This window comes from Streptomyces sp. NPDC002209, assembly GCF_042890265.1.
Taxonomy (GTDB): domain Bacteria; phylum Actinomycetota; class Actinomycetes; order Streptomycetales; family Streptomycetaceae; genus Streptomyces.
Genome location: NZ_JBIARX010000012.1, coordinates 182,587 through 203,339, shown reverse-complemented (window position 1 = coordinate 203,339; position 20,753 = coordinate 182,587). Strand labels below are relative to the sequence as shown.

Genomic DNA, 20,753 nt, shown 5'->3' with positions numbered 1-20,753 from the left:
CACGCTGTTGAGTTCTCAAGGAACGGACGCTTCCTTTGTACTCACCCTCTCGGGCTTTCCTCCGGGCTTCGTTCTTCGTTTCCGACTCTATCAGAGTCGGTCCCGCTTGCTTTCCAGGTCCTTCGCTTTCGCGCTTTCCCTTTCCGGCGATTCCGACTCTATCAGATCCTTTCGGGCCTGACTCCCAGTCAGCGGGCCTCCCGCGAAGCGGGAGTTGTTGCTGTCCGCTTGGGCTGTTGGGCCCTTGCGGCGAGTGAGACAGTAGCGGATTCCCTGCCCCCGAACCTAATCGGCGGCTGCGTCCTTGACGGTGTCCTTGGACGCGGATTCCCCATTCGCAAATACGCATGAAAACGAGACGACACAGTGCGTCGTTCGTTCGAATGTGTAGTGCGGGATGGCTGTCCGGGGACCGACCGGAGTCGGCGCTCACGTCGGACAACTCGAAGAACCTTACGGATCCAGGACTCGCGTGTCAATCCCAGGACAGAGGGCGCCCGGGAGGGCTAGCCTGGGGCCCATGACTACGCATGCGCTCACGCTCAGCCTTTGCTGGTGGGCCGCCTGACGGCGGCCCAGCTTCCACGCGAGCACGCATGCGCTCACGGCCGCCGCTTACGGCGGCCGTTTCTGTTTCTCCCTCCCGGGAGTGGCTCGGTCGCCCGACGCGGCGGCCCCGACACCAGCCACGAACAGGGAGACAGGACATGACGAGGATCTTCAGCGGGATCAAGCCGTCGGGGCATCTGACGCTGGGCAACTACCTGGGTGCCGTCCGGCAGTGGGTCGCCGCCGACCAGGCGCCGGACGAGGCGCTGTTCTGCGTCGTGGACCTCCACGCACTCACCGTCGAGCACGATCCCGCGCGGGTGCGCCGGCTCAGCAGGCAGGCGGCGACTCTGTTCCTCGCCTCCGGGCTGGATCCGGAGAAGTGCACCCTGTTCATGCAGAGCCACGTCGACGAGCACACCCGGCTGTCCTACCTGCTGGAGTGCACCGCCACCGACGGGGAGATGCGCCGGATGGTGCAGTACAAGGAGAAGTCCGCGCAGGCGCAGGCGTCCGGGCAGGGCGTACGGCTGTCGCTGCTGACGTATCCCGTGCTGATGGCCGCCGACATCCTGGCGTACGGGACCGAGGAGGTTCCGGTGGGTGAGGACCAGCGGCAGCACGTGGAGCTGGCCCGGGACCTGGCGGTGCGGTTCAACCAGCGGTACGGGCACACGTTCACGGTGCCGAAGGTGACGCTGCCCGAGGTGGCCGCACGGGTCATGGACCTGCAGGAGCCGACCTCGAAGATGGGGAAGTCCGGCGGGGCGGGGCCCGGCGTGGTGTTCATGCTGGACGAGCCCGGGGTGATCCGGAAGAAGGTCATGCGGGCCGTGACCGACAGCGGGGAAGACGGGGTCGTCTACGACCGGGCGGCGCGGCCGGGGGTCGCGAACCTGCTGGACGTGCTGGCCGCCTGCACCGGCGGGGATCCGGCCGCGCTCGCCGAGGGCTACAGCGGGTACGGGGCGCTCAAGCGGGATGTCGCCGACGCAGTGGTGGAGGTGCTGCGGCCGGTGCAGGAGCGGCATGCCGAGCTGGCGGCCGATCCGGCGGCGGTGGAGAAGGTGCTGCGGGACGGGGCCGAGCGGGCGCGGGCGCTGGCGCGGCCGGTCGTGGACCGGGCGTACCGGGCGATCGGGCTGCTGGAGCCCTGACGGAGGCGGCGGTACGGGCCGGCTCGCGCAGGGGCCCGTACCGCCGTACCGCCGTTCCGGCTGTGTCAGCTGTTGCCGGAGGCGAGTTCGCGGCTGCGGTCGCGGGCTGCTTCGAGGGCCGCGATCAGGGCGGCCCGTACGCCGTGCCGTTCGAGTTCGACGATCGCGTTGATGGTGGTGCCGGCCGGGGAGGTGACGGCCTCGCGGAGCTTGACCGGGTGCTCGCCGCTGTCGCGGAGCATCACGGCGGCGCCGATGGCGGCCTGGACGATGAGGTCGTGGGCCTGGGCGCGGGGCAGGCCGAGGAGGATGCCGGCGTCGGTCATCGCCTCGACGAGGAAGTAGAAGTAGGCGGGTCCGGAGCCGGACAGGGCGGTGGCGGCGTCCTGCTGGGACTCGGGGACGCGCAGGGTCTTGCCGACGCCGCCGAAGATCTCCTCGGTGTGGGCGAGGTGTTCTGCGGTGGCGTGGCTGCCGGCCGAGATGACGGACATGGCCTCGTCGACGAGGGCGGGGGTGTTCGTCATGACCCGGACGACGGGGGTGCCGGAGGCGAGCCGCTCCTCGAAGAAGGCGGTGGGGATGCCGGCGGCGCCGCTGATGACCAGCCGGTCGGCGGGGACGTGCGGGGCGAGCTCCTCGAGGAGCTTGCCCATGTCCTGCGGCTTGACGGTGAGGATGAGGGTGTCGGCGCGCTTGGCGGCCTCGGCGTTGCTGACGGCCTCGACGCCGTAGCGGGCGCGGAGCTCTTCGGCGCGTTCGGGGCGGCGGGCGGTGACGAGGAGTTTGGAGGCGGGCCAGCCGCCGCGGATCATTCCGCTGAGCAGGGCCTCGCCGATCTTGCCGGTACCGAGGACTGCGACTGTCTGGGTCATGCCCGATTCACCTCGCCGAACTTTCTTGCACGTGTGCTTGCTCTCCGTCCTCATCCTTGCACCCGTGCGCGCGGCGGCGGGGCGGTGTCCGCAGTGCGGTCAGGGCGTACGGCGGCGGAGGGTGGCCGCGCCGAGGGCGAGGACGAGCAGCGCACAGGCGGCGACGATCACGGCGTCGCGGACGAAGTCGGCGGTCATGTCGGTGTGGGTGAGGACCTGGGTCATGCCGTCGACGGCGTACGACATGGGCAGCACGTTCGAGAGGCCTTCGAGGACGGGGTGCATGGTGTCGCGCGCGGCGAAGAGCCCGCAGAGCAGGAGCTGAGGAAAGATCACGGCCGGCATGAACTGGACGGCCTGGAACTCGCTGGCGGCGAAGGCGGAGACGAACAGGCCGAGCGCGGTGCCGAGGAGGGCGTCGAGGAGGGCGACGAGCAGGAGCAGCCAGGGGGAGCCGACGACGTCGAGGCCGAGGAGCCAGAGGGCGAGGCCGGTGGCGAGGAGGGACTGGACGACGGCGACGGCGCCGAAGGCGAGGGCGTAGCCGGCGATCAGGTCGCCCTTGCCCAGCGGCATGGCGAGGAGGCGTTCGAGGGTGCCGGAGGTGCGCTCGCGCAGGGTCGCGATCGAGGTCACCAGGAACATGGTGATGAGGGGGAAGATCCCGAGGAGCGACGCGCCGATGCTGTCGAACGCGCGCGGCCCCCCGCCGGTGGTGCCGCCGTCGAAGACGAAGCGCAGCAGCGTCAGCATCAGTACGGGGACCAGGAGCATCAGCGCGATGGAGCGCGGGTCGTGGCGCAGCTGGCGCAGGACGCGGGCGGCGGTGGCGGCGGTGCGGGCACTGTTCACGGGGTCGGCTCCTGGGCGGCGAGGGTGTTGGCCCCGTCGACGAGGCGGAGGAAGCCCTCCTCGACGGTGGCGGAGTGCGTACGGGTGCGCAGTGCGTCGGGGGTGTCCTGGGCGAGGATGCGGCCCTCGCGCATGAGGAGCAGGTCGTGGCAGCGCTCGGCCTCGTCCATGACGTGGGAGGAGACGAGGATCGTGGCGCCGCGGTGGGCGGCGATGTCGTGGAAGAGGTTCCACAGGTCGCGGCGCAGGACGGGGTCGAGGCCGACGGTGGGTTCGTCGAGGACGAGCAGCTCGGGGGTGCCGAGGAGTGCGACGGCGAGGGAGACGCGGCTGCGCTGGCCGCCGGAGAGGTTGCCGGCGAGGGCGGTGACGTGGGTGGTGAGGTCGACGTCGGCGATGGCGCGGGTGACGGTGGCGCGGCGGCGGTCTGCGGCGGCGCGGCCGGGGTCGAGGACGGCGGCGAAGTAGTCGAGGTTCTGGCGGACGGTGAGGTCGTCGTAGACGGAGGGGGCCTGGGTGACGTAGCCGATGCGGGAGCGGAGCTCGGGGTGGCCGGCGGGGCGGCCGAGGACGTCGAGGGTGCCGGTGACGTGGGCCTGGGTGCCGACGATGGAGCGCATGAGGGTGGACTTGCCGCAGCCGGAGGGGCCGAGGAGGCCGGTGATGCGGCCGCGGGGGACGTCGAAGGAGATGTCGTCGAGGACGGTGCGGGAGGTGCGGCCGGTGCCGCGGCGGACGGTGAGGCCGCGGGCGTGCACGGCGGTGGCCGTGGCCTCGGAGGTGGCCTGCGCCGAGGCCTCCGCCGTGGCCGTGGCCGTGACGGCCTCCCGCTCTCGGTTATTCATCATGTGATGAATAATGCTCCTGGCGGTGCCGGGGCGTCAACAGGACGGGGTGGGCCGAAAGGGCTGGGCCGGCTACTTCTTCTTCTTGGGACGGCGCGCGGCCGGGTTGCCCGTCCGGGCGCTGCGGCGGCGGGCGAATTCGGCCCGGGCGCGCTCGTACTCGGCGCGGCGCAGCTTCTCGCCGGGGGCCTCGGCGAGGCAGCGCAGGAAGTACGCGATGAGGGAGCCGATGAAACCGATCGTCTTCAGGCCCTTGAGGGCGGCCTCGTCGGAGGACGGGGCGGGACGGCGGCTGAAGGAGTCCCAGGTCTTGACGAAGGCGATGGAACTCGCGATCGCGAAGAGGACGACGACGGAGATGCTGAGGAACGGGCCGACGTTGCCGATCTCCAGGCCCTCGTAGGCGAGGCGGAGCAGGACGGCCGCGGCCACGGCGGTGACCAGCGAACCGACGGCGAGGCCGACGCGGAGCAGCGCGTAGCCGCCGTCGTGGTTCACCCAGGTGGTGCCGAAGAACCGGATCGGCTCGGGCTCGGGCCCGTCGGCGCGGGCGGGGCCCGCCGGAGCCTGGGCCGGCTCGGCGGGGGTCTGGTCTCGCTGGTCGTCGTCGCTCACACCGGCGATTATCCATCCCCCCTCCGACCCGGCCGGGGTTGTCTCACGTGGCAGACGGGGCTAGACGGCCTAGGCGCACTGGGTGGCGACGTAGCCGTCGCTGCCCGTCTTCACGTAGGCGTCGGAGACGAACCGGCCGTTGCCGACGCAGTCCCAGATGTCCGACGTGCCGTACGGGCCCGAGACGGTCGTGCCGTCGCACTGGCAGCGGATCGTGACGGACGCCCCGTAGGGCAGGACGTCGATCACCGAGTAGTTGGTGCCCGGGCCGCTGCGGACGTTCACGCGGTACCCCGGGGCGACCGGAAATGTCTGGAATCCGGAGCCGGCTGCGAGGCTCTGGACTTGGCTGGAATCATTCTCTGTCGACATGCGAAATCTCCCCCCACGGGTGTTGCCCTGCGCAACTCGCGCAGGGTAGCAGGACCCTTGGAGATTCGTACGGCCCATCGACTAGGCTCCGGCGGGGGTGGTTGAGCGGTGCATTCGCTGCGCGCGGACTACGTGGGCTTTCCGGAGTACGCCGGCCAGTACCGGCTGGAATCGGTGCTCGGTTCCGGCGGCATGGGCGTCGTCCATCTGGCCACCTCCGGTTCGGGGCTGAAACTCGCCGTCAAGATCGTGCACGCCGAGCATGCGGTCGATCCGGAGTTCCGGGCCCGGTTCCGGCAGGAGGTCACCGCCGCCCGGCGGGTCAGCGGGGCGTTCACCGCGCCCGTCGTGGACGCCGATCCGGATGCCGAACGGCCGTGGATGGCCACCCTGTTCATCGATGCCCCGACGCTCGCCGAGCGCGTACGGGAGCGGGTGCTGGACCCCGCCGAACTGGCCAGGCTCGCCGCCGGGCTGGCGGAGGCCCTGCGGGACATCCACCGGGCGGGCGTGGTGCACCGGGACCTGAAGCCCAGCAACGTACTGATGGCCCCGGACGGCGTGCGGGTCATCGACTTCGGCATCTCGCGGCCGGCCGACAGCGATCTGCGGACCGAGACCGGGAAGCTGATCGGGACGCCGCCGTACATGGCGCCGGAGCAGTTCCAGCGGCCGCGCGAGGTGGGGACGGCCGCGGACGTCTTCGCGCTGGGCGCGGTGCTCGTCCACGCGGCGACGGGGCACGGGCCGTTCGACTCCGACAGCCACTACCTCGTGGCCTACCAGGTCGTGCACGCCGAGCCCGACCTGAGCGGGCTGCCGGAGCAGCTCGTACCGCTCGTCGCCCGGTGCCTGGCGAAGGAGCCGGCGGACCGGCCCACCGCGGAAGAACTGATCGCGGAGATGCGGGCGGTGGCGTACCCGACCTCCGAGGACACGCAGACGTTCATCCCGCGGCCGAGGCCGCGGCCGGCGGTCGAGACAGGGCCCGCCGACGAAGCCACGCACCGCAGGGAGCGGCTCGGCGTCGAGTCCGGGCGTCCCGGTCGCGGGCGGCGCAGGGGGCGGGTGGCCGCGGCGGCGGCGCTCGGACTGCTGCTGACGGGCGGGGCCGTGGGCGGGTACCTGCACTTCGGGGCGGGTACCGGACCGCCGGGCAGGACCGCCGCCGCGAAGGCCGGTCCCGCGCCCTCGAAGCCCTTCGTCCCCTGGTCGGTCGCGCTGGGCGCGCCGGGGGCCGGGGGCCGGACCGGCACCGGCTCGTGTTCCTGGGACGCGGCCCTGTACTGCGCGGGTCCGGGGCTGACCGCGGCGCGGCTCGACCCTGCGGACGGCTCGGTGCTGTGGTCGGTGAAGGCCGCCGCCCCCGGCAGCGGGACGGCGGCGGACGGCGCGCCGCTGCATGCGGGCGGGCTGGTCCTCGTGGTCGCCCCGGGCAGCGGGACGCTCCAGGCGCTGGATCCGGGGACGGGCGCCGAGCGCTGGAATCGCAAACTGCCGGACGGCGCCCGGGCGGTGACCTCGGGCGGGCAGGTGCTGCTCGTGCCGCCGAACGGGAGTGTGACGGCGCTCGATGCGGCGAGCGGGGCCGTGCGCTGGACGAAGCAGCTCGGCGGGGTGGGATCCGTGTGGTGGGGCGGCGGCCCGGATTCCGCCGGGGCGCCGGTGATGTACGTGGCGACGCCCGACGGGGGCGGCGGTACTACGCAGCTCACGGCGGTCGACCCGGCGAGCGGAACGCCGCGCTGGCAGCTGCGGACCGGGGGGCGGCTGCGGCCGGTCGGAGCCGCGCGCGGCGGGCTGTACCTGCTGGACAGCGACGCGGGGACCAAGACCGGTGCGGTGGTCCGGGTGGACGTGGCGACGCACGCCGTACGGCGGGTGCGGCTGTCGGCGCCGCTGTTCGACGCGGAGGCGGCGGTCGGCCCGGACGGCGTCGTGTACGTGGCGGGGGTCTCGGGCGGGCTGGTCGCGGTCGGCGCCGAGAAGGAGCAGTGGCGGCTGGAAACCGGCCTGGCCGTGAGCTCCCGGCCGGTGGCGGCCGACGGCCGGATCCACCTGGCGGCGCCGGACGGACGGCTGCTGGCGGTCGACGCGGGCAGTGGGCGGCTGCTGGGGCAGACGAAGCCGCGGATGGGCAGCGGGCGGGACGGCTTCGAGGCGACGCTGCCGGCGCCGGTGTCCGCCGACGGGCGCGTGTACGGGACCGCGCCCGACGGGTCCGTGTTCGCCGTGGACGGAGCCGATCCCGCGAAGTGGTGACGGGAGCCGGTCCCGCCGGGCGGTGACGGGAGCCCATCCCGCCGGGCAGTGACGGGAGCCCATCCCGCCGGGCGGTGACGGCCCCGGGCCGGGCGGCGGGGGCCGGTCACCGCCGACGGCGCCGCACCCGCAGCGTCCGGGTGGACGGGGTGCGGCGGCGTCGGTGTCGCAGGGGCGGGTCGGTCAGCCGCCCAGCTTGCTCACGTCACGGACTGCGCCCTTGTCGGCGCTCGTGGCCATCGCCGCGTACGCGCGCAGGGCCGCCGAGACCTTGCGTTCGCGGTTCTTCGGGGCGTAGACCCCGCCGAGGGCCGCGTGCCGGGCCGCCAGGGTGGCCTCGTCGACCAGGAGCTCGATCGAGCGGTTCGGGATGTCGATCCGGATCCGGTCGCCGTCCTCGACGACGGCGATGTCGCCGCCCGAGGCCGCCTCCGGGGAGGCGTGGCCGATCGACAGGCCCGACGTACCGCCGGAGAAGCGGCCGTCCGTCACCAGCGCGCAGACCTTGCCGAGGCCGCGGCCCTTCAGGAACGACGTCGGGTAGAGCATCTCCTGCATGCCGGGGCCGCCGCGCGGGCCCTCGTACCGGATGACGACGACGTCGCCCGCCTTGATCTCCTTGCGGAGGATCTTGTCGACCGCCTCGTCCTGCGATTCGCAGACGACCGCGGGGCCCTCGAAGGTCCAGATCGACTCGTCGACACCGGCCGTCTTCACGACGCACCCGTCCTGCGCGATGTTGCCGCGCAGGACCGCCAGCCCGCCGTCCTTGGAGTACGCGTGCTCGACGGAGCGGATGCAGCCGCCCTCCGCGTCGAGGTCGAGGGTGTCCCAGCGCTCGGACTGGGAGAAGGCGGTGGCGGAGCGCACACAGCCGGGGGCCGCGTGCCACAGCTCCGTGGCCTCCGCCGAGGCGGTGCCGCTGCGGGCGTCCCACTTCGCGAGCCAGTCCTCGAGGTTCTCGGAGTGGACCGTGGTGACGTCCTTGTTCAGGAGGCCCCCGCGGTGCAGCTCGCCGAGGATGGCGGGGATGCCGCCGGCCCGGTGGATGTCCTCCATGTAGTACGTGCCGCCGGGCGCCACGTTCGGGGCGACCTTGGCCAGGCACGGGACGCGGCGCGAGACCTCGTCGATGTCGGTGAGGTCGTACTCCAGGCCCGCCTCCTGGGCGGCGGCCAGCAGGTGCAGGATCGTGTTCGTGGAGCCGCCCATCGCGATGTCCAGGGCCATGGCGTTCTCGAAGGCCTGGCGGGTCGCGATGGAGCGCGGCAGGACCGAGTGGTCGTCCTGCTCGTAGTACCGCTTGGTGATCTCGACGACCGTCCGGCCGGCGTCCTCGTACAGGGCGCGGCGGGCGGTGTGCGTGGCGAGGACGGAGCCGTTGCCCGGCAGGGCCAGCCCGATGGCCTCGGCGAGGCAGTTCATGGAGTTGGCGGTGAACATGCCGCTGCACGACCCGCAGGTCGGACAGGCGTTCTCCTCGATCCGCAGGACGTCCTCGTCGGAGACGTTCTCGTTGGAGGCGTCGACCATGGCGTCGATCAGGTCGAGCTTGCGGACGGTGCCGTCGACGAGGACGGCCTGGCCGGCCTCCATCGGGCCGCCCGACACGAACACGACGGGGATGTTGAGCCGCATGGCGGCCATCAGCATGCCCGGCGTGATCTTGTCGCAGTTGGAGATGCAGATGAGCGCGTCGGCGCAGTGCGCCTCGACCATGTACTCCACGCTGTCCGCGATCAGGTCGCGGGAGGGCAGGGAGTACAGCATGCCGCCGTGGCCCATGGCGATGCCGTCGTCGACCGCGATGGTGTTGAACTCGCGCGGGATGGCGCCCGCGGCGCGGATGGCGTCGGAGACGATCCGGCCGACCGGGGCCAGGTGCGTGTGCCCGGGGACGAATTCGGTGAACGAGTTGGCGACCGCGATGATCGGCTTCCCGATGTCCGCGCTCGCTACGCCCGACGCGCGCATCAGGGCGCGTGCGCCCGCCATGTTGCGGCCGTGGGTGACGGTGCGGGACCTCAGCTCGGGCATCGGGTTCACTCCCCATGAGTGCGGTGGCGCGAGGCGCCTGCCGCGACTGTACGACTGTGGATATGGCTCGGTTACGAGGCTACGCCCCTGGCCCGGGATGCGGACAGGATGTCCGCATCCCGGGACGTCCGGCTCATTCCTCGGTCAAGTAGCGCTGGAGGGTCGGGGCCACCAGGTCGACGATGGCCTCCGGGTCGGCGGACGCCAGGGGTTCGACCTGGACCACGTACCGCAGGAGCGCGATGCCGATCATGTGGGAGGCGGCGAGCTCGGCCCGGAAGGTGGGGTCGGGGACGTCGAGGTCGGCCGCGACCCGTTCGAGGACCCGGCGCAGGATCAGCCGGCGCAGGACCGCCGCCGCGGCCTCGTGGGTGAGGGCGGAGCGGACGACGGCGAGCATGGGCGCCCGGGTGACCGGGTTCTCCCAGATGCCCAGGAAATAGCGGGCCAGCCGCTCCCCGATGCCCTCGGGGCCCTCCCCCACGATCGCGGGAACGACGAGGGCGGGCTCCATCGTGACCTCGATGGCGGCGGCGAAGAGGTCGTCCTTGCTGCCGAAGTAGTGGTGGACCAGAGCCGGGTCCACGCCGGCGACCTTCGCGATGCCGCGGACGGACGTCTTGTCGTACCCGCGCTCCGCGAACACCTCGCGGGCCGCGAGCCGGATCCGCTCCTGGGTGCCGGGGCCGTCGTCGGCCTCGTCCTGCCGGGGCCGGCCGGGGCCGCGGCGCGGCTTGACGGGTTCCGTCACGGCCGGGGGATCCGTACCGGGGCGGCAGTGGCGCTGGCCGCGAGGTGGAGGCGGGTGAAGGCCAGGGCCTCGGCGAGGTCGGCCTCGCGCTCCGCGGAGGACATCGCGCGGCGGGTGTTCACCTCGATGACGACGTGCCCGGCGAAGGAACTGGCGGCGAGACGTTCCAGAAGCTCGGCGCAGGGCTGGGTGCCGCGGCCGGGGACGAGGTGCTCGTCCTTGGCCGAGCCGTTGCCGTCGGCGAGGTGCACGTGCGCGAGGCGGTCCCCCATGCGGTCGATCATCGCGGCCGCGTCCGTGCGGGCGGTCGCGGTGTGCGAGAGGTCGATGGTGAAGTGCCGGTAGTCGTCCTTGGTGACGTCCCACTCAGGGGCGTAGGCCAGCATCTCGCGGTCCCGGTACCGCCACGGGTACATGTTCTCGACGGCGAACCGGACGTCGGTCTCGTCGGCCATCCGCCAGATGCCGCCGACGAAGTCCCGCGCGTACTGCCGCTGCCAGCGGAAGGGCGGGTGCACGACGACGGTGGAGGCCCCCAGCCGCTCGGCCGCGGCCTGCGCCCGCTGGAGCTTGGTCCAGGGATCGGTGGACCACACCCTCTGGGTGATGAGCAGACACGGGGCGTGCACGGCCAGGATCGGCACCTGGTGATGCTCGGACAGCCGCCGCAGCGCATCGATGTCCTGGCTGACCGGATCCGTCCAGACCATCACCTCGACGCCGTCGTACCCGAGGCGCGCGGCGATCTCGAAGGCGGTCGCCGTCGACTCCGGGTACACGGAGGCAGTGGAGAGGGCGACTTTCGCGGTCGGGATCCGGACTGGTTTTGCCACGGAGACAGAGTACGGGCCCACCCCCGCCCCCCGCCGTGACGATCACCACCCGGACGGGGGGCGGACGGACCTCACCGCCCCCGCCGGGCCTTCACCGCGTCGGTGTAGAGCTCCCGGGTCAGTTCCTCGGCCCGTGGTTTGAGCTCGGCCTCGATCATCCGGCTCATGGACAAGGTCAGTCCAGCGGGAGGGCTTGGTGTGCGGTGACGATCGCGTCGATCCGGTGGGCGAGGTCGAAGTCCGCGGCAGTGAGTCGGCATCCGGCGTCGTGCGTGGTGATCGTCGCCCGAAGTCGGTCGATGCGCAGATCGAGATCCGCATGGTGGCTGATCCGCCGGGACCGGTCCGCGATGGTCACGATCGCGGCCACTGCAGCGTGGTAGCGGATCTCGTACACACGGGTGATCTCGTCACCCTTCCGCTCCCAGTCCGGCAGGCCCACCAGGCGCTGCGCGATCTCTTCGTCGGACAGCGGCTCAGGTACACCCATGTCAGCTCCCCTCGTTCACAGCCGCCAGGATCTCGGCCAGGTCCCGGCCTACCGGGGCATCGTGCCACGGGCGCATCACCCGCTCCAGAGTGGCGAGTTCGCGGGACATTCGCGCGGACCGGGTCTCGACAGCGATCTCGACCGCTTCGCGAGCGATCTCGACGGCGTGGTCGGGCTCCCTCGCCGCGGCGGCTGCCGTGGCGTGTCGAGCGAGGTACACGCCACGGTCCCGGCGGGCGGTAACAGGCACTCCATCGAGAACCTGTGTCCAGAGTGAACCAGCTTCCCGACCGAGGCCGAGCCGCCCGTAACAGGTGGCGCGCTGCACCTCCAGGTAGCCCGGCGTCCTGCGACAGGCGTTGCCCCACGGCAGGTCATCGTCGACACGGGAAAGCAGGCCACTGGCCGTGTCGATGAGCCGGTCCACGGCTGTCCGATCGCCGGTGAGACTGGCCCCATGAGCCTGCTGCTGCATGGCCATGATCCTCACCTTGGGAAAGAGCACGTCCGATCCGTCGAGGACGGCCTCGCAAAGGTCGATGACTCCGTACCCATCGCCCAGATCCGTACGCACCTGGGCCTGGTTCACCAGGCTGTACCCGATGAGGTGCGGATCACGGGACCGGACCGCGATCTCCTGGGTGACGCCCCTCCAGAACGCCGCAGCGCCGAGATCGCCCGCGTCCTGGTACAGCCAGCCGACGAGCGCGGCATAAGCGGCGCCGACGCGGAGGAGGCCGCGCCGCACGTCGCCTTTCGCTGAACGGATGAGTTTGTCGATCAGTTGGTACTGCGCGCTGACGGTACCGATCAGATCGTGCGGGCCGAGGTACATGTCGGCCCGGTAGTGCCCTTCGAGCTGCTGCTGGAAGTAGTCGACGAGGGCGGAGTCGACGTGCTGGGGCACGGTCGGCCCGGCGACGAGAGCCGCAGCGGTTGCGGATACGAACCTCCGTCGGTTCACGTCGTCCTTCAGGCGTCTCTCGGGACGGATCCAGCCGTCGGGCGTCGTGAATCCCAGGTCCTCGGGCCATCGCCCGAACACGTCGTGCAGCACGAGAGCGGTCTCTGCGGGCGGCCAGCCGGGGCGCTGGCCCTCCCACCGCCGCCACGTACGTGGCGAGACGTCGAAGTGTCGATCGTCGAGGAGCTGCCGACCATGTACGGATAATCCCTTCGCGGCCTGGTCCATGGTGCGCCAGCCAACACGGAGCCGCGCTGCCCGGAGGGCGTCGTTTCGGTGACTCATGGCCCCAGCTTGAGGTGTCATCGCATCCGTCTCCGGCCGTGGCCACCACGTGGCCACTGGTGGCCACGGGATGACCTATCTGCCCCTCTGCGTGCCGGCCCATCATCGACCCATGAAGACGAACACCGCCGACGAACGCTCCAAGCCGAGTCACTCGGCGCCGTCGTTGCCCGCACTGCCACCTGGCCTGAGCGCCGAACTGGTGGCCCGTGCGAACGCCGGGTGGCAGCGGTTCCTCCGCAGCGCAGGCAGGGAGCGGCGCGGTCCGATGCCTGAGTGCTACGTTCCGCACCCGCTGCTGCGCCGTCGTGTACGCGATGTCGCCTCCGGTGCGGAGGGCGAGCTGATGGCAGTGATCAACGAGAACGTCTCAGCCGTCGCTGCCCGTGAGTACTGGATCGACCTGGCCTACATCCGCGGCGCATCCGGCCGCGAGTTCTCCACGTCGGTCGACAACATCCAACCGGCCGCCGACCCGAGCGCAGCCCGGACGGAGCCCAGTGCAGGGGAGCCGGGACCCGCACCCCGACCCGGTGAGCGCGCCCAGACGGCCGCCGGACGCTGTGGCGAAGGAAGCGCGTAGCGATCTGGGGCGTGCCGCCCGCCTGCCCAGCGGTGGTGGGGGTCTGGTCGCTGTCCGACTCAGCCTGGGCCGGGACCGACCCGGGACGGGCCTGCTGATGGGTCCCGGCTGGGCAGCCGGATCCCCGGAGCGGGGCCTTGTCGGCGCTGATCCCGTTCCGCTCAGGGCTTGTGCCCAGGTGACCGTCCTTTTGGGGGCTTCCCGGCAGTCCCTGTCTTTCCGGGGCGGGACGGGCGGTCAAGGGGGGCCGAAGGCCCTCGCGAAGCGACGCGAAGCGCCCTTGAGGGCCCGTCCCGCCCCGGAGAGACGATGGGACTGGCGGGAAACCCCCAACCCCTCCCTGATTCCGATCACCGGACCACCGCCCTTCGCAGCCCCGGCCCTGCGGGCAACGCCTCCCCGAGCGAAAAACCGCCCAGGCCGACCCCGGCGCACGGGCTACCGCCGCCGGCCCCGATGCCGAGGGGGGCGGGCGGGCAACCACCGCTCCTCAGTGGTGGAGCGTGGGGGGCGAAGGCCCCGCCCGGGCGCAGGAGCCGTACAGCCACGGGCCCCGCACCGGCGTGCGACCCGTATCCGCGCCCCGCTACGGCAGGTGGTCCAGGCGGCGCAGGATGACGCCCTCGCGCAGGGCCCAGGGGCAGATCTCGAGTTCGTCGACGCCGAAGAGGTCCATCGCGCCCTCCGCGACCAGCGCCCCCGCAAGCAGTTGGGACGCGCGGCCCTCCGAGACGCCCGGAAGCGCGGCCCGCTGCGCGGTCGTCATCGCCGCGAGCCTCGGGACCCACTCCTCCAGGGACTTCCGCGTCAGGTCCCGCTGTACGTACAGCCCGTCCGCCGAGCGCGCCGCGCCCGCGATGCGGGCCAGCTGCCGGAAGGTCTTCGACGTCGCCACCACGTGGTCCGGCGCCCCGAAGCGGCTGAACTCGCCGACCGTGCGCGCGATCTGGGCCCGCGCGTGGCGGCGCAGCGCCCGTACGTCCGCCGCGTCCGGCGGGTCGCCCGGGAGCCAGCCCGTGGTGAGGCGGCCCGCGCCCAGCGGCAGCGAGACCGCCGCGTCGGGGTCCTCGTCGATGCCGTACGCGATCTCCAGCGAGCCGCCGCCGATGTCGAGGACCAGCAGCTTGCCCGCGGACCAGCCGAACCAGCGACGGGCGGCGAGGAACGTCAGCCGTGCCTCGTCCTCACCGCTGAGGATGGGGAGGTCGACGCCGGTCTCGAGCTTCACCCGGGCCAGGACCTCGTCCGCGTTGGTGGCTTCCCGTACGGCGCTGGTCGCGAAGGGCAGCACGTCCTCGCAGCCCTTGTCCTCGGCGGCCTGCGCGGCCTCGCCGATCACCGACACGAGGCGCTCTATGCCGGCCGGGGTGACCGCTCCTGCCTCGTCGAGGAGCTCCGCCAGTCGCAGTTCCACCTTGTGCGAGTGCGCCGGCTGCGGGCGCGCGCCGGGGTGCGCGTCCACCACCAGCAGATGGACCGTGTTCGAACCCACATCAAGGACACCGAGTCTCATACGGGGAAACGCTACTGTGCGGCTGGAGTATGGGTGGCGTAAGGGGCGCTTAGGCTTGGGTTTGTGCCAAATACGAAGAAGGCCAACAAGTCCAAGCCCGCCGAGAAGGCCGACAAGGCGAAGAAGGCCAAAAAGGCGAAGCCCCAGGCCAAAGCCTCGGTCGTGCGTGACGACGAGAAGGGGCTCGACTTCCCGCGGGCCTGGGTGGAGTTTCCCGATCCCGCCGATGCCGAGCAGGTCTTCCGCTGTGACCTGACCTGGCTGACCTCCCGCTGGACGTGCATCTTCGGCAGCGGCTGCCAGGGCATCCAGGCCGGCCGGGCCGATGACGGCTGCTGCACCCTCGGTGCGCACTTCTCCGACGAGGACGACGAGAAGCGGGTCGCCGAGCACGTGGCGCGGCTGACCCCCGAGCTGTGGCAGTTCCACGACGTCGGCAGCGAGACCGGCTGGACCCAGCACGACGACGACGGGGAGAAGCAGACCCGCCGCTGGGAGGGCGCGTGCATCTTCCTGAACCGGCCGGGGTTCCCCGCCGGCGCCGGGTGCTCGCTGCACATCCTGGCGCTGAAGAGCGGCCAGGAGCCGCTGGAGACCAAGCCCGACGTGTGCTGGCAGCTGCCGATCCGCCGGACGTACGAGTGGATCGACCGGCCGGACGACACGCGCGTGCTGCAGGTTTCGATCGGCGAGTACGACCGGCGCGGCTGGGGTCCGGGCGGGCACGACCTGCACTGGTGGTGCACGTCGGCGACGTCCGCCCACGGCGCCGGCGATCCGGTGTACGTCTCCTACCGCGCCGAGCTGACGGAGCTGATGGGCAAGGAGGGGTACGAGGCCCTCGTGAAGCTGTGCGAGGCACGGCTGTCCTCGCTGCTGCCGATGGCCCCGCACCCCGCGGACCCGGCCTAGCCGCCCGGGCTAGGCGGCCGGGCCCGGCCGCCTAGCCCGGCGCCGGCCCGCTCGGGTCCGAGGGTGGGGAAACCGTTCCTCCTGAGGCGCTCGGCGTCGGCGTGGGGGTCGGGGTGGGCGTAGGCGTCGGCGTGGGGGGCTGCGTCGGCGTCGGGGTGGGTGTCGGGGTCGGCGTCGGGTGCGTGGGCTGCGTCGGCGAGGGCGCCGGGCGGCCGCGGCCCTGTACGGAGACCACCGCGCCGCCGGGATCCACGCCCACCCGGGCGGACCAGGCGCCCACGGGCTGGGCTTCGGTGTCCACGGTGATCTGCAGGGTGATCGATTCTCCGGGGGCCAGCGTGCCCGCGGTCCGGCTCGCGCGCAGCCAGGGGGCGTCGGACCAGAGCCGCCAGTCCACCGGGGCCCCGCCGGACGCGGTGAGGGTGAGCAGGGTGGTGCCCCCGCGCGAGGAGGCGGCGACGGAGAGCCGGCCGGGGTTCCCGGCCCGGTCGGGGGCGGCCGTCGGCCCGGTGCTGATCACCTCGACGGAGACGTCGTCCGGGGTGTCCGGGGCGGCCCTGCCCGTGGCGAAGCCCGGCTCGCCGGTGGTGTGGGCGGTGTTGCCGGCGTTCTCGTACGCGCGCAGCGGGCGGCCGTCCCGGTGCGGGAGGGGGATCTCGGACTCGCTCGCGGAGATCCGGGTGGATTCCGCGCCGACGGGCTCGCCGGTCTCCGGGGCGCCCCGGTACGCGGCCCAGAGCGCGAGGACCGGGGCCGCGACGACGGTGGCGACGACGGTGGTGGTCACGGCCCGGGCCCGCAGCCGGTCGCGGCGGGCCGCACGGTCCCGGGGGTCCATCGGGAAGCCGGTGCGGTCGAAGCGGGGGCCGGGCCTGCGGTGGCGCCGGCCGCCGCCGGAGCGGAGCATGGCCGCGCGGACGGCGGTGCGCGGGGCGGGGACCAGCGGCAGCGCCGCGTGGATGCCGCCGGTGCCGGGCCAGGGGGAGGCGGCGTCGACGCGTTCGGCGACGCGGCGGCAGCGCGGGCAGTCGTCGACGTGGCGGACCAGCTCGGCGCGCAGGGTGGTGGACAGGAGCACCTGGCCGTCGCCGGTGAGCCGGGACACGGAGGGGCAGTTGCCGGTCTCGACGACGGCGAGGGCGGCGCGGGTCCGCTCCACCTCGCAGGCGGCGCCGGCCAGCAGCTCCCGGGCGGTGGCGGGGGGCGTGCCGAGGACGGCGGCGAGTTCGGGGACGCCGAGGCGGTGGCGGACGGCGAGTTCGAGGGCCTCGCGCTGCGCGGGCGTGGTCCCGGCGGCCTCGGGCCAGGCGAGGCGGGCCAGCTCGGTGCGCCGGTAGGCATTCACGTCCAGGGAGCGGTGCGCCTCCGGCGCGTGCTCGGCATCCGTGCGCTCCGGCGTGCGCCGAGCGGAATGCGCTCCCTGCCGGGTCCGGCGGTGCTCGGCCAGCCGCTGCAGACAGCCCCAGCGGGCGAGGGCGTACAGCCAGGCCCGCCGGTCCCCCTCGTCGGGACATCGGCCGGGGTGCCGCTCGGCGACGGCGAGGACGTCGGCGAGCACCTCGGTGGCGGTGTCGTGGTCGCAGAGGACCGACAGGCAGTACGTGAACAGGCCGTCGAGGTACGGCTCGTGCCGGAAGGGGGGCGGTTGCCGTTCCCCTTCGGGGCCCTCGGGGGGCGTGCGCCCGTGCGCCCGGTGTGCGCCGGTGCGCAGGGCGGGGCTCTCCTGGTCGCTGCTGTTCACCCTGGCGAAGGTAGGCCGCACGCCGGTGACGGCCGTGAAGCCTTCAGCTGTTTTAGCCCTTACGGGTGAACAGATCGACCCCGTGCTGACAGCGGCCCTGACGCCGGGCGGGCGGGCCGGGGCGCGGTCGCGGCGCCGAACGTGCGCGGTCGCTGTCACAGGGGCCGGATACCGTGGGCCGCATGGCTGCCCGTACATCTCGTTCATCCGCCAAGGACCGGCCGTCCTACCGCTGCTCCGAGTGCGGGTACACGACCGCGAAATGGCTCGGGCGGTGCCCCGAGTGCCAGGCGTGGGGCACCGTGGAGGAGATGGGCGGCGCGCCCGCCGTGCGGACCACCGCCGCCGGGCGGGTCTCGGCGCCCGCGCTCCCGATCGCGCAGGTCGACGGCCGGACGGCGACCGCCCGCAGCACCGGCGTGGACGAGCTGGACCGGGTCCTCGGCGGCGGGCTCGTGCCCGGTGCCGTCGTCCTGCTGGCCGGCGAGCCCGGCGTCGGGAAGTCGACGCTGCTGCTGGACGTGGCGGCGAAGGCGGCCAGCGAAGCCCACCGCACGCTGTACGTGACGGGCGAGGAGTCGGCGAGCCAGGTGCGGCTGCGCGCCGACCGGATCAACGCGCTGAACGACCACCTCTTCCTCGCCGCCGAGACCGACCTGTCCGCCGTACTGGGCCACCTCGACGCCGTGCAGCCCTCGCTGCTGATCCTGGACTCCGTACAGACCGTGGCCTCGCCCGAGATCGACGGCGCGCCCGGCGGCATGGCCCAGGTCCGCGAGGTGGCCGGGGCGCTGATCCGCGCCTCCAAGGACCGCGGGATGGCCACCCTGCTGGTCGGGCACGTCACCAAGGACGGGGCGATCGCCGGCCCCCGGCTGCTGGAACACCTCGTGGACGTCGTCCTCAGCTTCGAGGGCGACCGGCACGCACGCCTGCGCCTCGTACGCGGCGTCAAGAACCGGTACGGGGCCACCGACGAGGTCGGCTGCTTCGAACTGCACGACGAGGGGATCACCGGGCTCGCCGACCCGAGCGGGCTGTTCCTGACCCGGCGCGCGGAGGCCGTCCCGGGCACCTGCCTGACGGTGACGCTGGAGGGCAAGCGCCCGCTGGTCGCCGAGGTGCAGGCGTTGACCGTGGACTCGCAGATCCCCTCGCCGCGTCGGACCACCTCGGGCCTGGAGACCTCCCGCGTCTCGATGATGCTGGCGGTGCTGGAGCAGCGCGGCCGGATCACCGCGCTCGGCAAGCGCGACATCTACAGCGCCACCGTGGGCGGGGTGAAGCTGACGGAACCGGCCGCCGACCTGGCGATCGCGCTCGCCCTGGCCTCGGCTGCGAGCGACGTGCCGCTGCCGAAGAACCTCGTCGCGATCGGGGAGGTCGGCCTCGCGGGCGAGGTGCGGCGCGTGACCGGGGTGCAGCGGCGGCTCGCGGAGGCGCACCGGCTCGGCTTCACGCACGCCCTGGTGCCCGGCGACCCCGGGAAGGTGCCGGCCGGCATGAAGGTCACCGAGGTCGCGGACGTGGGAGACGCCCTGCGCGTCCTGCCGCGCGGCCGGTCGCGGGCGGCGGCCAAGGAGTAGGCGGCCCGCGGAGCGGTCGGTCACGGCGTCGGCGCGCGCGAAGGTGTGGCGCAGGAGCCGTGCAGGAGCGGTGGAGTTGACGCAGGAGTGCCTGGTGAGGGGGCCCTTACGGGGCCCCGCGGGGGCGCACCTGGCCAAGCCACGGCGGGCGCGCAGCGCACGCCGGTAGACTTTGTGCTGGTCCGCCCGGCCGTACGCAGGCGGCGCAACCCGCGACCGGAGGAGTGCAGTGGCAGCCAAGGACGGGGCAGCAGCATCCGGAAAGTCGGGCGCGAGCTCCAAGCAGGAGGCCATGATGCGCGCCTCGCTGAGCGCGGTCGCACCTGGTCAGCCCTTGCGTGACGGTCTGGAACGGATCGTCCGCGGCAACACCGGCGGCCTCATCGTCCTCGGGATGGACAAGACCGTCGAGGCGATGTGCACGGGCGGTTTCGTCCTGGACGTGGAGTTCACCGCGACCCGGCTGCGCGAGCTGTGCAAGCTCGACGGCGCGCTGATCCTGGACAAGGACATCACCAAGATCCTGCGGGCCGGCGTCCAGCTGGTGCCGGACGCGTCGATCCCGACGGAGGAGACCGGCACCCGTCACCGCACCGCGGACCGCGTCTCGAAGCAGTGCGGCTTCCCCGTGGTGTCGGTGTCGCAGTCGATGCGGCTGATCGCGCTGTACGTGGACGGGGAGCGCCGGGTCCTGGAGGAGTCCGGGGCGATCCTGTCGCGGGCGAACCAGGCGCTGGCCACGCTGGAGCGGTACAAGCTGCGGCTCGACGAGGTCGCGGGGACGCTGTCGGCGCTGGAGATCGAGGACCTGGTCACGGTGCGCGACGTGACGGCGGTCGCGCAGCGGCTGGAAATGGTGCGCCGCATCGCCACGGAAATCGCTGAATACGTGGTCGAGCTGGGCACGGACGGGCGACTGCTGTCGCTCCAGCTGGACGAGCTGACGGTCGGCATCGAGCAGGAGCGGGAGCTGGTCATCCGGGACTACGTGCCGGAGCCGACGGCGAAGCGCTCCCGCACGGTGGAGGAGGCGCTGCCGGCGCTGGACGCGCTGACGCATCCGGAGCTGCTGGAGCTCGGGATCGTGGCGCGGGCGCTGGGGTACACGGGCTCGCCCGAGACGCTCGACTCGGCGGTGTCCCCGCGGGGCTACCGGCTGCTGGCGAAGGTTCCGCGGCTGCCGGGGGCCATCATCGAGCGGCTGGTGGAGCACTTCGGGGGCCTGCAGAAGCTGCTGGCCGCGTCGGTGGACGATCTGCAGACGGTCGACGGCGTCGGCGAGGCCCGTGCGCGGAGCGTCCGCGAGGGCCTGTCCCGCCTGGCGGAGTCCTCGATCCTCGAGCGCTACGTCTGATCTTTCGACGCGCCGCGAGCCGGTGCCGGTGGTTCGGCCCGGCGGGGGCTGAAAGATCCAGCCCCGGCCCGGCTAGGGGGTGTCTTGTGGGTCAGGCCGGATCAGGGAGCGGTGTCCGGTGCCGTGGATCGCAAGGCCGAGGTGGGGGTCCCCCCGCCGAAGGCAGGGGGAGGAGCC

General features: G+C 72.7%; 18 protein-coding genes. 6 read left to right on the top strand and 12 right to left on the bottom strand.

Features of this window, described 5'->3' with window-relative positions; genetic code table 11:
• Positions 1 to 707 precede the first annotated feature (707 nt).
• Positions 708 to 1,706: a tryptophan--tRNA ligase gene (gene trpS / locus ACFYXK_RS24025; RefSeq protein WP_389412945.1), complete on the top strand. Its 999-nt coding sequence runs from the start codon at positions 708 to 710 to the stop codon at positions 1,704 to 1,706.
• A gap of 65 nt (positions 1,707 to 1,771) precedes the next feature.
• Here trpS and proC read toward each other — a convergent pair whose 3' ends face one another.
• The 5 genes from proC to ACFYXK_RS24000 form a co-directional block, all read right to left on the bottom strand.
• Positions 1,772 to 2,581, bottom strand: a complete 810-nt coding sequence (gene proC, locus ACFYXK_RS24020) for a pyrroline-5-carboxylate reductase (RefSeq protein WP_383505835.1) — start codon at positions 2,579 to 2,581, stop codon at positions 1,772 to 1,774.
• 99 nt (positions 2,582 to 2,680) lie between these two features.
• Complete coding sequence (locus ACFYXK_RS24015) at positions 2,681 to 3,433, bottom strand: ABC transporter permease (protein ID WP_383505839.1); 753 nt, start codon at positions 3,431 to 3,433, stop codon at positions 2,681 to 2,683.
• Positions 3,430 to 4,281 carry an ABC transporter ATP-binding protein gene (locus ACFYXK_RS24010; RefSeq protein WP_389412944.1) on the bottom strand — a complete coding sequence of 284 codons (852 nt, stop codon included), beginning with the start codon at positions 4,279 to 4,281 and terminating at the stop codon, positions 3,430 to 3,432. Before ACFYXK_RS24010 ends, ACFYXK_RS24015 begins: the two co-directional genes overlap by 4 nt.
• Positions 4,282 to 4,350: 69 nt before the next feature.
• Positions 4,351 to 4,893, bottom strand: coding sequence for a hypothetical protein (locus tag ACFYXK_RS24005; RefSeq protein ID WP_389412943.1), 543 nt, complete (start codon positions 4,891 to 4,893; stop codon positions 4,351 to 4,353).
• 69 nt (positions 4,894 to 4,962) lie between these two features.
• Positions 4,963 to 5,265: an SH3 domain-containing protein gene (locus ACFYXK_RS24000; RefSeq protein ID WP_389412942.1), complete on the bottom strand. Its 303-nt coding sequence runs from the start codon at positions 5,263 to 5,265 to the stop codon at positions 4,963 to 4,965.
• Between the two features lie 108 nt (positions 5,266 to 5,373).
• On the opposite strand from ACFYXK_RS24000, the gene ACFYXK_RS23995 reads away from it, so the two are divergent.
• Positions 5,374 to 7,527, top strand: coding sequence for a serine/threonine-protein kinase (locus tag ACFYXK_RS23995; RefSeq protein WP_389412941.1), 2,154 nt, complete (start codon positions 5,374 to 5,376; stop codon positions 7,525 to 7,527).
• A 183-nt stretch (positions 7,528 to 7,710) separates the two neighbouring features.
• Here ACFYXK_RS23995 and ilvD read toward each other — a convergent pair whose 3' ends face one another.
• From ilvD to ACFYXK_RS23970, 5 genes are all read right to left on the bottom strand, one after another.
• Complete coding sequence (gene ilvD / locus ACFYXK_RS23990) at positions 7,711 to 9,564, bottom strand: dihydroxy-acid dehydratase (RefSeq protein WP_389412940.1); 1,854 nt, start codon at positions 9,562 to 9,564, stop codon at positions 7,711 to 7,713.
• Positions 9,565 to 9,697: 133 nt separating this feature from the next.
• Positions 9,698 to 10,315 (bottom strand): TetR family transcriptional regulator, encoded by a 618-nt coding sequence (locus ACFYXK_RS23985; RefSeq protein ID WP_389412939.1) that lies wholly within the window; start codon positions 10,313 to 10,315, stop codon positions 9,698 to 9,700.
• On the bottom strand, positions 10,312 to 11,148 hold the full coding sequence (locus ACFYXK_RS23980; RefSeq protein WP_389412938.1) for a sugar phosphate isomerase/epimerase family protein: 837 nt from the start codon (positions 11,146 to 11,148) through the stop codon (positions 10,312 to 10,314). The genes ACFYXK_RS23985 and ACFYXK_RS23980 overlap by 4 nt, the downstream gene beginning before the upstream one ends.
• Positions 11,149 to 11,323: 175 nt before the next feature.
• Entirely contained in the window at positions 11,324 to 11,638 is a 315-nt protein-coding gene (locus ACFYXK_RS23975) for a 4a-hydroxytetrahydrobiopterin dehydratase (protein WP_389412937.1), read from the bottom strand.
• 1 nt (position 11,639) lies between these two features.
• Positions 11,640 to 12,695 carry a Twin-arginine translocation pathway signal gene (locus ACFYXK_RS23970; RefSeq protein WP_389412936.1) on the bottom strand — a complete coding sequence of 352 codons (1,056 nt, stop codon included), beginning with the start codon at positions 12,693 to 12,695 and terminating at the stop codon, positions 11,640 to 11,642.
• A gap of 304 nt (positions 12,696 to 12,999) precedes the next feature.
• On the opposite strand from ACFYXK_RS23970, the gene ACFYXK_RS23965 reads away from it, so the two are divergent.
• Positions 13,000 to 13,470 (top strand): hypothetical protein, encoded by a 471-nt coding sequence (locus ACFYXK_RS23965; protein WP_389412935.1) that lies wholly within the window; start codon positions 13,000 to 13,002, stop codon positions 13,468 to 13,470.
• A gap of 586 nt (positions 13,471 to 14,056) precedes the next feature.
• Here ACFYXK_RS23965 and ACFYXK_RS23960 read toward each other — a convergent pair.
• A complete protein-coding gene (locus ACFYXK_RS23960; protein ID WP_383505863.1) occupies positions 14,057 to 14,983 on the bottom strand; it encodes a Ppx/GppA family phosphatase in 927 nt (308 codons plus the stop codon).
• 63 nt (positions 14,984 to 15,046) lie between these two features.
• Here ACFYXK_RS23960 and ACFYXK_RS23955 point away from each other — a divergent pair, with 63 nt between their 5' ends.
• Positions 15,047 to 15,895 carry a hypothetical protein gene (locus ACFYXK_RS23955; protein ID WP_383505866.1) on the top strand — a complete coding sequence of 283 codons (849 nt, stop codon included), beginning with the start codon at positions 15,047 to 15,049 and terminating at the stop codon, positions 15,893 to 15,895.
• A gap of 31 nt (positions 15,896 to 15,926) precedes the next feature.
• Here the strand turns inward: ACFYXK_RS23955 and ACFYXK_RS23950 are convergent, their stop codons facing one another.
• Positions 15,927 to 17,636, bottom strand: a complete 1,710-nt coding sequence (locus ACFYXK_RS23950) for a hypothetical protein (RefSeq protein ID WP_389412934.1) — start codon at positions 17,634 to 17,636, stop codon at positions 15,927 to 15,929.
• 182 nt (positions 17,637 to 17,818) lie between these two features.
• Here ACFYXK_RS23950 and radA point away from each other — a divergent pair, with 182 nt between their 5' ends.
• Together radA and disA are read left to right on the top strand one after the other, a co-directional pair.
• Positions 17,819 to 19,222 carry a DNA repair protein RadA gene (radA, locus tag ACFYXK_RS23945; RefSeq protein ID WP_389412933.1) on the top strand — a complete coding sequence of 468 codons (1,404 nt, stop codon included), beginning with the start codon at positions 17,819 to 17,821 and terminating at the stop codon, positions 19,220 to 19,222.
• Positions 19,223 to 19,451: 229 nt separating this feature from the next.
• A complete protein-coding gene (gene disA / locus ACFYXK_RS23940) occupies positions 19,452 to 20,576 on the top strand; it encodes a DNA integrity scanning diadenylate cyclase DisA (RefSeq protein WP_383505875.1) in 1,125 nt (374 codons plus the stop codon).
• The last annotated feature ends 177 nt before the right edge of the window (positions 20,577 to 20,753 follow it).